Genomic DNA, 11,987 nt, shown 5'->3' with positions numbered 1-11,987 from the left:
AAATTCCCAATTCGGGAACTTTTTATTATATTTGTTTAAAGAAAATGCTTTGAGGGTTATAGCAAAGAAAATACTTAGAGATTTTTGGGAGATACATCCAGACTGTCAGCAACAATTGAAGGCCTGGTTCCAGGAAGCAAGTAACAGTGAATGGCAACACCCGAACGATATTAAGAAGGAATATCCAAGTGCGAGTATTTTACAGGATAACAGAATTGTATTTAATATTAAGGGGAATAATTACCGTTTAATTGTGAAGATAAGCTATAATTATCAAATGGTTTGGGTTAGATTTATTGGAACCCACTCCGAATATGATAAAATAGACGCTACAAAAATCTAATCATCATGACTATAAAACCTATTAAAAATGAAAACGATTATCAACAGGCTTTAGAAAGGCTTGAATTGATATTTGATGCCCAAAAAGGTTCAGAAGATGGCGATGAGCTCGAAGTTTTAGGGATTTTAATTGAAAAGTATGAGGATGAGCATTTTCCAATTGACTTTCCAGACCCTATTGAAGCTATAAAATTTAGAATGGATCAGATGGGTTATAATCAAAATGATCTGGCAAAAGTAATAGGGCTTAAAAGCAGAGCAAGTGAAATACTTAATAGAAAAAGGAAGCTTTCATTAGAAATGATAAGACTTTTGCATAATAACCTGAAAATTCCTACTGAAGTATTGATACAGGCCTATTAACCAGATTACCCAATCATCATCCCTTCAAACTTCTCCCAAAAACCATCGTGCGGAACCGGGGCAACAATTTCAACGGGTTCATTTTTAACAGGGTGTATAAAGGTTAACCTACGTGCATGCAGGCAGATACTTTTGCGCAGGCTGCCACGCGGATAACCGTATTTATTATCGCCAACAATAGGGGTGCCTAAAGTTGAAAGCTGCACCCTTATTTGGTGCGGCCTGCCGGTTATGGGGTCAACCTCAATTAAGTAATAGCCATTAAGTTCGCCAACCAATTTGTAGCTAAGTTCGGCCCGCTGGCTGCCCTGCACTTCTTTATCATGAGCTTTGGTTACATTTTTCTGCGGGTTTTTAACCAGCCAATGTATTAAAGTACCGGCTTCGGGATATGGTTTTTTGCGTACAACGGCATAGTATGTTTTGTGCATTTCGCGGCCTTTGAACATTTTATTGATGCGCTCCAAAGCTTTGCTGGTTTTTGCAAAAAGTATAACACCGCTTACGGGCCTGTCAAGCCGGTGTACTACACCTAAGAAAGCCCCATTGGGTTTGTTGTATTTTTTTGCTATGTATTTTTTTACCTTATCATCCAGCGATTCATCACCGGTATCATCCACCTGCACAATATCCCCGGCACGCTTATTTATGGCGATAAGATGGTTGTCCTCATAAAGGATATCTACATCGGTAATATCGTAACTTGTATAATTAAACTCTGGGCGCGCCATATTTATATTTCGGATTTGGGATTTTCGATTTCGGATTTGTCTTTAATTTCAAAAATTGCATATCTGCAAATCTGAAATCTGCCCATTTAATACTGTTCCTTATCGTTCGGAAAACTTTTCGATTTTACATCTTTTATGTAATTTTTAAAAGCACCGTTCATTTGTTCGTATAAATTGGCATACTGGCGTAAAAAACGAGGTTTAAAGTTGTTATTAATACCCAGCATATCATGTATCACTAAAACCTGTCCATCGCACTGCCCGGCACCGATACCTATAATGGGAATCTGTACACTTTCACTTACTTCCTGGGCAAGTTTGGCCGGTATTTTCTCCAGTACAATAGCAAAGCAGCCTAACTCCTGTAATTTTAAAGCATCTTCTCTCAGTTTTTGAGCCTCCACTTCTTCTTTTGCACGTACAGTATATGTGCCAAATTTATAAATAGACTGAGGCGTTAAACCTAAATGCCCCATAACAGGTATACCTGCAGTAAGTATGCGGCTAACGGATTCAGCAATTTCTACGCCACCCTCCATTTTAACTCCATGCGCTCCCGATTCTTTCATGATACGAATAGAGGAATTTAGCGCTTCTTTTGAGTTACCCTGGTAAGAGCCAAAGGGCAGATCGACTACCACCAACGCACGTTTTGCAGCGCGCACCACCGAAGAGGCATGGTATATCATCTGGTCAAGCGTTATGGGCAGCGTAGTTTCGTGCCCGGCCATTACGTTGGAAGCCGAATCGCCTACCAAAATAATATCCATACCGGCATCATCAACAATAGCCGCCATGGAGTAATCATAGGCGGTAAGCATGGCAATTTTTTCGCCACGATTTTTCATCTCCTGCAGTATATGCGTGGTGATCCTTTTAACTTCTTTGTTTACAGACATAGATATAATTGTATTAAAGAAAGCACAAAGGTAGAATTATTAATTTCGGATTTCGGAATTGGTATTTCGGATTTATTTAATTTTGATTTGCAATTTATATAGGTACACTCAAAAAAATAAAAAATCCGAAATCCGGTATCTCAAATCCGAAATAAATTTCTACTTTTGCACCGTGAATCCGGAAGTTCCTTACTTCAATATTTCTATCAGTTTTCACGGGGCTTTGAACCAGGCGATCCGATTTAATAATCCATTCAATTTTTTTGCTAAATGACTTACTTCACCAAATTACCGGCTGTACTTTTATTAGCCGACGGAACCGTTTTTTACGGTAAAGCCGCCGGAAAGATTGGTACTACAACCGGCGAGATCTGTTTTAATACAGGCATGACCGGCTACCAGGAAATTTTTACCGACCCATCATACTTTGGGCAAATAATGGTTGCCACCAATGCTCACATTGGTAATTATGGCATTGCCGATAACGAAGTTGAATCTGGCAATATCCAGATCTCGGGTTTGGTTTGTAAAAATTATAACATTGCTTACAGCCGTAAACAGGCCAATGAATCTATCCAGGATTATTTCCAGGCGCAAAATATAGTAGGTATCTCTGATGTAGACACCCGCCAGATTGTTCGTCACATCCGCGATAAGGGTGCGATGAATGCCATCATTTCTTCGGAAATTTTGGATATTGAAGAACTTAAAGCCAAACTTGCCGAAGTCCCTTCAATGGATGGCCTTGAGCTTTCATCGCAGGTATCAACTACAGAAACTTATACCTTTGGTGATGAGAAGGCGGCTTACCGTGTAGCCGTGCTTGACCTGGGCGTTAAAAAGAATATCCTGCGCAATTTTGACGATCGTGATGTATACGCCAAGGTTTTTCCTGCAAAAACTTCGTTCGAAGAAATGGAAAAAGATTTTGCGCCAAGTGGCTATTTCATATCAAACGGCCCCGGCGATCCATCGGCTATGCCTTACGCTATTGCTACTGTAAAGGAAATTTTAGCTGCCGATAAACCAATGTTTGGTATTTGTTTAGGTCACCAGTTGCTGGCTTTGGCCAATGATATTCCAACCAAAAAAATGTTTAATGGTCACCGTGGTTTAAACCACCCGGTAAAAAATATCATCATTAACCATTGCGAGGTAACCTCGCAAAATCATGGTTTTGGTGTAGTGCCCGAGGCTGTACGCGCATCTGATAAGGTAGAGATAACTCACGTAAACCTTAACGATCAATCAATTGAAGGTATCCGTGTAAAAGATAAAAAAGCATTCTCGGTACAATACCACCCGGAATCATCACCTGGTCCGCACGATTCAAGATACTTGTTTGATGATTTTATCAACCTGATGAAATAAACTGCAGATATGCAGATGATTTGAAAAGCCTTTTGAGTTTTAAACTTGAAAGGCTTTTTTGTTATTTTATCTAAACTACCACTGGGTTACCAACCGCCGCCACCGGCACCGTAAACATAAATTCTGTACCAACGCCCGGCTCACTGGCAACCCATATTTTACCATTACAGCGTTCAACCAAATCCTTACAAAATAGCATACCCATACCGGTACCCGATTCATTTTTGGTACCGGTTTTACTGTTCACCTTACCTTTAAAAAGTTTTTCGCGCTGCTCAACAGGCATGCCTACTCCGGTATCCTTTACTTTTACAGTAAGTTTTTGATCATCCTCCTGCCAGGCAGAGATCTCGATGATATCATTTTCGCGCGAGAACTTTAAGGCATTGGTGATTAGGTTACGGATAACTATGCGGATGGAATTGGGATCGGCCCAGGCCGATAGGGCATTAGGGATGCTATCGACCAGGGTAATGCCTTTTAATAAGGCCTGCTCATGATAGCTATCAATTTCAAAGCTAACCAGCTCCTTTATAGAAAAGTTTTTTACAGAAGCATCAAAGTTTTCCATCTGGCTATTGATCCAAAACAGCAGAGTATCCAAAAAGTCGGATGTATATTCCAGCTTTTTCAATACCCCCGGTATCATCTCCAATAATTCGTGGTGACTAATGCTATCATCCTGCAGTAAATCAAACAGGCCACGTAAAGTGCTCAGGGGAGCGCGCAGGTCATGCGCCAAAATAGAAATAAGGCGGTCCTTTAAATGGTTAAGGTCATTTAATTTCTCGGCCTGGTCATCAATATTGGTTTTTTGTTGCAATATTTCATGGTTCCTGTCTTCAAGCAGGGCATTTATCTTTTGCTGTTTGCGTTTTTGTCGGTAATAAATGCCAACGGTAACTATCATTGCCAGGATAATAATTAAGAATATAGCATTTATAAGGCGCTGACTTTTTATTTTCTGTTGGTATATCAGGTCGCGTTCATGCTGCTGCTGGGCTAACTGGCGTTTTTTTTCGGCAAATCCAAGTTCGTAATTGTAAGAGGTAAGCTTTTGGATGCTTTCGTTATCATTAATTTGAGTTTTAAGGGCAATGTATTCATTTAAAAGGCGGTTGGCATCTTCAAACTTACCTAAGCCGGCCATTGCCTTATTTAACTGTAATGCTGCGTTTGATCGTACCGATATATTACCCAATTTAATCGCAAATTGTTCGCCTTGAATAGCATATTTATAGGCGTTTTTGTAATCTTTTATCAAATTATATACAGTTGCATAGCCATTTGATGCATAAGCCTGGTTGTATACAATTTTAAAACTGGTTGCTATTTGCAGCGAAGTATCAAGATAGGCTATTGCCAGCTTCATTTGGTTTTTGTGTGCATAGCATAAGCCAAGATCGGTATAAACAGAACTCAGTCCGTCTTTGTCATCTTGTTGTTTAGCAATTATTATCGATTTGAATAAATAACCTATAGCTTCATCATATTTAGCTTGTGCAAGCAATACTTCGCCAATGTTTTCATCTATAGTGCCTATAGCCTGCTTGTTGTTGGTGGTTTCAAATACCTGTACAGCTTTTTTAAAATATTCAAGCGCATTTGGATACACTTCCATGTTTTGTAGCACCACGCCAATATTATTATAAATCTCTGCAGAGGTGGTAACGTATTTGTTTTTCAAGGCGATAAAAAGCCCTTTGTAGTAAAAGTCAAGTGCATTTGAAAGCTGCCCCCTGCTGAAATAGGTTATACCAATATTTTTATAGCAATCGGTTAACGTGGCTTCATCATTATTACGTAGGCATATTAAACGTGCCATGTCTAAATAGTATAATGCCAATTTGTATTCGGCGAGCAAATTGTACATGCGCCCGTATGAAATATAACATCTGCTGAGCCCCTTGTTATCATTAAGGCTTTTAAACAGCGCAATGGCTTCATCGAAGTTTTGCTTGGCCTGTACCGATTTGCCTTTAAAATAATTTACATGACCGGTTTCCAGTAATCCGTTAGCGATACCCGCGCGGTACTTAATTTTCCGGGATAGTTCAATGCCCTTTTGCCCATAATAGTAAGCACTATCCGGATTGGATTTAAAATAGTTTGCTGCCAGCTTGTTCAGCGTGTTAATGGTAGAGGTATCTGGCTTTTTTTGGTGGAGTGCTGCTATCGTCAGTAAATTTTTAATGCTGTCAACCTCGGGATGCGATGCTGCAAACCCTTGCAGATGCATGAACAACAAAAAGATCATCGACAAAAGTTTCGATGTTTGAGTGCTACCGGTTACGATTTGTTTTGTAAATTTCAAGCTCAAATAAATAGTTAAAGTGCTTTATACGAAAGTAATGGCTATTTTGTTTTATTTAACCATTTGTTCATAATTTATAGAAATGGGTTTGAACCCGATCTCTGTAAGATTTCGCTTTTTGCGTAAGTTAGTTATTTAGCACATGAAAAAGAATATCAATCTGGGACTAACCAGCCTGGAAAAGGCATTATTAAAAAAACAAAAGATAAGAATAAATCAGCTGCCCGAATATGCGCCTGATGAAATTGCATCTATATTAGAAACTCCGGCTCAAAGAGCGAAAGAGATAGGCGCGCTGATTGAATTTCAAAGTATCCCCTCATTGGGCATAAATTTTGCCACCGAGCTGATAGAGCAAGGTTATTATTCGTTAAAGCAATTAGAAGATAAAGATCCTGTAGAACTTTTTAATGCTTTTGAAAAACATTGCGGCGCCTGGGCCGATCCATGTGTGGAGGATTCATATCGCTTATTAGCCCACTATATTAAGCATAAGGACGAGAGTAAACGCTGGTGGCATTTTACAGCCGAGCGAAAAGCTTATCGTGAAAAATACGGGTTTCCGGCTGATAGACCAACCAAACCCTGGCACCATTTGCCACAGTACCATAAAATGGAACGCCACGAAGCCTAAACGGCTGTTAATTGCGGTAGGGATTTGTAGTTATAGAGAATAAGCTACACTCGCTCAGGAAATTATCTTTCTATACCATTGGTTTCGGAGAAATAGGTTCTGCAACTTTTTATACATACTGAGCATCCACGTGAGATTTACAGGTGACCTTTATTAATTATTATTTTTATTTGGATTTATTCTAAATAAGGTTTTACTTTGCTTTTGTTCTTCATATCAGGTCAAATAAACAATTCTCCATGAAAAAAATTCTTTACCTCGCCACACTGCTCGGTATGTTTCAAACCACGTTAATAAGTGCGCAAACCAAGTTTGAGCAGGATCGTAAGGCGATATTGGCTTTGGGTGGTTTTTATAAAGTTACTTTTGATTATGCAGAAACATTTTCGCCGGATACCGCTTATAAAAACCATCAGCAATACCATGCTTACGGTTATGAATGGGCGGCTGTAGAACAGGAATCCCTTAAAAAAATAGTGATACAGCATATCCTGGTAACCGGTGATACTTCGGTAATAAAACACTGGCGTGAGGATTGGGTATATGAAGAGCCAGGCCTGCTTAGGTTTGATAAAAGCAGCGCCTGGAACAAAATAAAACTGAGCCCTGCCGAAACCAAAGGCCGCTGGGTTCAAAAAGTTTTCCAGGTAGATGATAGTCCGCGGTATGAAAGTATCGGCACCTGGGTACATGTGGATGGCCGTCATGAATGGCATAGCGAATGCGATTCTCCATTGCCTCGTCGTGAATTTACCAAACGCAGCGATTATAATGTATTGCATCGTGGTAACTGCATTTATTTAACTGACAATGGCTGGATGTTTGAGCAGGACAATCAAAAGATAATCCGAGGTGCCGATGGTGATAAACTGCTGGTCCGCGAAAAAGGTTATGAGGAGTTTACCAAAGCCGATGAAGCCAAATTTGCTTTCGCCCAAAAATGGTGGAAAACTCAACAACCTTACTGGACAGCCGTTCGCACGGTATGGGATGAGGTTTATGCCGGGCCGGGAGCCCTTAAACTAAAAGGGAAAGTAGATGGCAAAATGCTGTTCGAAAGGTTGTTTGAACTGGCTGCTCAATCGGCAAAAGAGAAATGGGATACCGGAAAAAACAAAGCCGAAGCCCGCAAAATAATTGCAGATTACGTTGAAAAATCAGTTTAAAATATAAAGTCCTGCTCTGCAATAAATGCTGTTTGGCTTTATTACCGGGCAGGCGCCAATTTAAATTACATACCTATGTGCGACGCAAAAGTATTAAGCCAGGTAGGCGCATCGGTGATTAGCCGTTGCGCGGAGTGCCGTTGTGTTTTTATATGGAATAATAACCTTATCCTGAGTTTTTCGCCCGAACAGTTTGTACAATTCAGGGATTTTACGCAGGAGCTTGATTTTGCAAACTATACATTCCCGTTTCCGGATGGGGAAGAGCGTATGGTAATGCGTACACCGGTAAACGATGTACAATTTACCTTCAGCATTGATGAGTGGGATGATTTTCAGGCAGCTATGGATGAGGCCATTTATATGCAGGAAGTGTATGCGTTGATGGAAGGGAAGTAGATAGATGTGCAAATGTGCAGATTACGGATGTGCAGATGAACTGAAAACGTAATTACATAAAAAGCGGTGAAGATTAAATTCCACCTTTTTTTTAATTATTAAAACTTTACTTTATGGTTGTAACCAAACAACTTTCACTCCTTTTTTCCCGCTTTCTTTTGATAGTTCAAGGGTGACATATATGTTGTTTTTACGGTTGTAATCTGATATCGAGAATAAGCCCAGGTTATGGTCGTGTTTACCGGCCGGGTCACCAAAAACGTAATCTCTTTTAAGTATAGCGTCGGGACCTGTAAGTGTATAATAAAATCCGTCGCAATCGCTTACACCTTGCACATCTACCAGGCTACCGCTCGCTTGGTTTTCGTTATTGCGTTCGGTGTCATTAAATAAAATATAGTTTTTGATTTTACCATCTAAATAAGCAAACGATTTAAACTGGTTGCCCTTAGCCAGGGTTTGTGCCCGGCCTTCGCGATGCGAAAGGTAAAAAGGTGCTAAACCACTTGAATATAATATATGACTTTTACGAATAAGAAAATTGCTTGATGGTTCGCCTGTTTTGGTATAATTGACAACAGCTACATCGCCAATGGCGGTGCTTGATGAATACTTTGAAATACGTATCGCCATTTCTTCCGAAACAACTGTAAATGTGCCATCGTCATTTATAAATAAATTTTGCGGCAAGCCCCTGAAACCTTTTTTTGAATATTCATTAAGCCTGTCGGGCGGCGTTAAAATATTCGTGCGGTTAATTTTCTTTTCGAAGGGATTTATAAAAGCCAAAATTGGGGTATACCCATCGTCACGTTTATTTTCTTTAACAAGCGCTATCAAAATTAACGATTTAACAACCGGATCATAGCGTGTAATCCCATAATCAACTATAAGATCTTTTGAAAAACCAAGTTCGGTAAGGCTTACTGTAGTCGAACCTCTATCGAGGTTAGCCATAATTAATTCGCTCTCTTTGCCGCCGCTGTTCCTGGTATTATACGCATAAGATAAAACGCATACTTTTTCGCTTCCAATTACGGCCATGTCTACATAGCGCATGTACTTGTATTTTTCTTCGGGCGAGGTATAAAAAGCACGTCCAGTTTCTTTGTTATCGGCTCCATAGCTAACAATTTCTATCCGTTTGCTTCTTTCAGATTCAAAACTATTAAACATCGCAACGGCATAATTATCGCTATTGGGATCTTTCCTTACAAAAAAATCAGGCAAAGGTACGCCGCCAAAACCAATGGCATAACCTTCAAAAAAGCTAACCTTTTTCAATTCGGCAATTTTTTGCTCGTCCTTTAAAGTACCGTTTTGAGCATCGATAATAAGACGATATAGAGTAGGTGTCCTGGAAACAGCTTTACTTATCATCAAAACCACATTTCCGTTAAGTTCAAAAATAGCTTCGATGCCGCCTTTATCTGATTTACCATATGCAGGTTCGATATTTGTTTGGGCAATTTGCTGATGGGATGGATTGTAAACAACAACGTTTATTCCATCTTTAACAGTAATGCAAATGAACATGGTGTTGCCATTCTTCATTTGTAAAATTTTGGCAAATCCTTCTTCCGGTTCTTTAAATACCGGCCCTTCGGCAATGAGTTTAAATTGGGCGTTAGCAATGTTGAACGTTAAAATGGATAGAAATAGTAATAAGGTTTTTTTCATATTTAATATTAATAAGGCACCTAAAGATATAGGTAATACTTATAACCAGGGGCATTTGTGATGAACTTACATGACTATATCGTGTCAGTGCAATCGTTGTTTGGAATTGCTTAAGTAAATTAATTAATATTTAATGCCGGCTCGCAATTTTTACCGATGCTGCTCCATTTTCACCGCTTATTCATCGGTAATTTTCTGCCGTTTACCGGAACTTTGGTCCGCTTCGCCTAATAACTATAGCAAAAAATCCATTCTGTTTGCACTTTTGAATCAACAAATCGCAACCATCATGAAAACTTTACTTGCTATACAAATCATCCACCTGTTAATGAAGGCAGTTGAACATGCCGAATCTATCATCCATTCCATTGGTCACCTGGTAAAATAAACCCTCACTCACAAAAGGGACTTAAATAGGGAGTGATAAAAAAAGAGAAACACGTAACCTGGAACTGGGGGAAATCGGAAGCCGAGAACAAAATTGTTAAAAAAGCGCGATGAACCCGTAACCAAAATCATAAAAAGCCTCAGCCAGAAATCGCCATTTGGGAGGGGGCCTCTGGATAGGGCTTAAAAATAATTCATGGTTATTTCATTATTCTGATGCATTTTTACGCTATGGCAAAACAACCTATTATCACTGTTAAAAACCTGGTAAAAAATTACGGCGATTTTGCAGCCGTAAAAGGCATAAGTTTTGAAGTTTACGAAGGGGAGATCTTCGGCTTGCTTGGTCCCAACGGTGCGGGCAAAACCACTACACTCGAAGTAATAGAAACCCTCCGCGAAAAAACATCGGGCGAAATAACAGTTGATGGCTTTAATATCGAAACAGATAAAGACCCTATTAAACAACGCATCGGGGTACAATTGCAGGCGGCCGGTTATTATCCAAACCTTAACCTGTCGGAGCTGATTAACCTGTTTTCGGGTTTGTACGGTATCGACAAAAGCCCGATGGAGATGCTGGAGAAAGTAGCCTTAACCGATAAAGCTAAAGCAAAATACAAAGATCTTTCGGGCGGACAAAAACAAAGATTTTCAATTGCTACCACACTTATTAATAACCCAAGGATCATTTTTTTAGATGAACCAACAACCGGCCTCGATCCGCAGGCCCGCCGCAACCTTTGGGATCTGATCCGCGAGATCCGGGACCAGGGAACTACCGTTGTAATTACCACCCATTATATGGATGAAGCCGAAGTATTATGTGATCGCGTTGCCTTTGTTGATGGTGGCCGTATCATCGGCATTGATACCCCTGATCATTTTATTGATGAGCTGGTGGCATCTGGCTTTGAACGTAAGAAACAGGTAAAACTGGCAAACCTGGAGGATGTATTTATTAACCTCACAGGTAAGGAATGGCGGGAAGGTTAGCCCCCGGCCCCCTGAAGGGGGAGTAAGTTGGCAGTTTTGAGTTTGCAGTTATAACGGCTGACAGATAACGCCCGGCGATAAGACCAATGAACTAATGAACCATTGAACTAATGAACCAAAAAAAATACAGCAATACAAAAGCAACCCTGGCCATTGCCAAAGCGAGTTTCCGATCGATACTACGCAGCCCTTCGGCGGTGGTATTTACATTGGCTTTCCCTTTAATATTTATTATTGTTTTTGCCAATATCGGTGGCGGCGGCGTTACTGTTGATGTGGGTGTGGCTAAAACAAGTGACACTTTAAGCCCTATTTACCAGGCGCTTAAAAATGTAAAGGTTATTCATTTAATACAGGATCAAACAACCGGTGATATGGAAGGCAACCTTTCAAAGGGTGTTATTGATGCCGTGCTTGATATTCATAAAAACAACGCTCAACCTGCCTATACGGTCAATGTACAATATACCAAAGCATCTGTTGAAAAAGGCAATATCCTGCGGTCGGTACTCAGTAATATTTACTATAATATCAATAACAGCACGCTTGGCGGCAATCCCCCGGTAGCCGAGATTAAAGAAACCACGGTATCTGGCCGCGAATACAAATACATCGATTTTATTTTACCCGGACAGTTGGGTTTTTCTATCCTCAGCAGCGGCGTTTTTGGTACAGCTTTCGTGTTTTTAAGCCTGCGTTTAACAC

At 40.1% G+C, this 11,987-nt stretch carries 12 protein-coding genes; 8 read left to right on the top strand and 4 right to left on the bottom strand.

The features are described 5' to 3' along the window. Nucleotides 1–31: 31 nt before the first annotated feature. On the top strand, nt 32–343 hold the full coding sequence (locus AC1DPZ_RS01655; RefSeq protein ID WP_477400791.1) for a type II toxin-antitoxin system HigB family toxin: 312 nt from the start codon (nt 32–34) through the stop codon (nt 341–343). A gap of 5 nt (nt 344–348) precedes the next feature. Further along, nucleotides 349–705 (top strand): helix-turn-helix domain-containing protein, encoded by a 357-nt coding sequence (locus AC1DPZ_RS01650; protein ID WP_477400790.1) that lies wholly within the window; start codon nt 349–351, stop codon nt 703–705. 5 nt (nt 706–710) lie between these two features. Here AC1DPZ_RS01650 and AC1DPZ_RS01645 read toward each other — a convergent pair whose 3' ends face one another. Continuing rightward, on the bottom strand, nt 711–1,436 hold the full coding sequence (locus AC1DPZ_RS01645; protein ID WP_477400789.1) for an RluA family pseudouridine synthase: 726 nt from the start codon (nt 1,434–1,436) through the stop codon (nt 711–713). An 86-nt stretch (nt 1,437–1,522) separates the two neighbouring features. After that, nucleotides 1,523–2,335, bottom strand: coding sequence for a 3-methyl-2-oxobutanoate hydroxymethyltransferase (gene panB / locus AC1DPZ_RS01640; RefSeq protein ID WP_477400788.1), 813 nt, complete (start codon nt 2,333–2,335; stop codon nt 1,523–1,525). Between the two features lie 270 nt (nt 2,336–2,605). Between panB and carA the strand changes: the two genes are divergently transcribed. Further along, nucleotides 2,606–3,706, top strand: a complete 1,101-nt coding sequence (carA, locus tag AC1DPZ_RS01635) for a glutamine-hydrolyzing carbamoyl-phosphate synthase small subunit (protein WP_477400786.1) — start codon at nt 2,606–2,608, stop codon at nt 3,704–3,706. A 70-nt stretch (nt 3,707–3,776) separates the two neighbouring features. Here carA and AC1DPZ_RS01630 read toward each other — a convergent pair whose 3' ends face one another. Then, the gene (locus AC1DPZ_RS01630; RefSeq protein ID WP_477400785.1) at nt 3,777–6,020 is read right to left on the bottom strand and encodes an ATP-binding protein; all 2,244 of its coding nucleotides are present in this window, start codon (nt 6,018–6,020) and stop codon (nt 3,777–3,779) included. Nucleotides 6,021–6,162: 142 nt separating this feature from the next. Here AC1DPZ_RS01630 and AC1DPZ_RS01625 point away from each other — a divergent pair, with 142 nt between their 5' ends. The 3 genes from AC1DPZ_RS01625 (at nt 6,163) to AC1DPZ_RS01615 (ending at nt 8,219) form a co-directional block, all read left to right on the top strand. After that, nucleotides 6,163–6,654, top strand: coding sequence for a helix-hairpin-helix domain-containing protein (locus AC1DPZ_RS01625; protein ID WP_477400784.1), 492 nt, complete (start codon nt 6,163–6,165; stop codon nt 6,652–6,654). Between the two features lie 239 nt (nt 6,655–6,893). Beyond that, the gene (locus AC1DPZ_RS01620; protein WP_477400783.1) at nt 6,894–7,820 is read left to right on the top strand and encodes a DUF6607 family protein; all 927 of its coding nucleotides are present in this window, start codon (nt 6,894–6,896) and stop codon (nt 7,818–7,820) included. Between the two features lie 75 nt (nt 7,821–7,895). Next, the gene (locus AC1DPZ_RS01615; protein ID WP_477400782.1) at nt 7,896–8,219 is read left to right on the top strand and encodes a DUF6686 family protein; all 324 of its coding nucleotides are present in this window, start codon (nt 7,896–7,898) and stop codon (nt 8,217–8,219) included. A gap of 111 nt (nt 8,220–8,330) precedes the next feature. On the opposite strand, the gene AC1DPZ_RS01610 is transcribed toward AC1DPZ_RS01615, so the two are convergent. Further along, entirely contained in the window at nt 8,331–9,899 is a 1,569-nt protein-coding gene (locus AC1DPZ_RS01610; RefSeq protein WP_477400780.1) for a hypothetical protein, read from the bottom strand. A 618-nt stretch (nt 9,900–10,517) separates the two neighbouring features. On the opposite strand from AC1DPZ_RS01610, the gene AC1DPZ_RS01605 reads away from it, so the two are divergent. Both AC1DPZ_RS01605 and AC1DPZ_RS01600 read left to right on the top strand, forming a co-directional pair. Next, nucleotides 10,518–11,282, top strand: coding sequence for an ABC transporter ATP-binding protein (locus tag AC1DPZ_RS01605; RefSeq protein WP_477400779.1), 765 nt, complete (start codon nt 10,518–10,520; stop codon nt 11,280–11,282). Between the two features lie 110 nt (nt 11,283–11,392). After that, on the top strand, nt 11,393–11,987 hold a 595-nt coding region (locus AC1DPZ_RS01600; RefSeq protein ID WP_477400778.1), incomplete at its 3' end, for an ABC transporter permease.

The organism is Mucilaginibacter sp. P4_G9, assembly GCF_056400985.1.
This window is presented reverse-complemented; position numbering and strand designations above follow the sequence as displayed.

Coding starts and splice junctions, on each gene's coding strand:
- panB (WP_477400788.1), bottom strand. CDS start 2,335: ATGTCTGTAAACAAAGAAGTTAAAAGGATCACCACGCATATACTGCAG.
- AC1DPZ_RS01615 (WP_477400782.1), top strand. CDS start 7,896: ATGTGCGACGCAAAAGTATTAAGCCAGGTAGGCGCATCGGTGATTAGC.
- AC1DPZ_RS01645 (WP_477400789.1), bottom strand. CDS start 1,436: ATGGCGCGCCCAGAGTTTAATTATACAAGTTACGATATTACCGATGTA.
- AC1DPZ_RS01650 (WP_477400790.1), top strand. CDS start 349: ATGACTATAAAACCTATTAAAAATGAAAACGATTATCAACAGGCTTTA.
- AC1DPZ_RS01605 (WP_477400779.1), top strand. CDS start 10,518: ATGGCAAAACAACCTATTATCACTGTTAAAAACCTGGTAAAAAATTAC.
- AC1DPZ_RS01625 (WP_477400784.1), top strand. CDS start 6,163: ATGAAAAAGAATATCAATCTGGGACTAACCAGCCTGGAAAAGGCATTA.
- carA (WP_477400786.1), top strand. CDS start 2,606: ATGACTTACTTCACCAAATTACCGGCTGTACTTTTATTAGCCGACGGA.
- AC1DPZ_RS01620 (WP_477400783.1), top strand. CDS start 6,894: ATGAAAAAAATTCTTTACCTCGCCACACTGCTCGGTATGTTTCAAACC.
- AC1DPZ_RS01610 (WP_477400780.1), bottom strand. CDS start 9,899: ATGAAAAAAACCTTATTACTATTTCTATCCATTTTAACGTTCAACATT.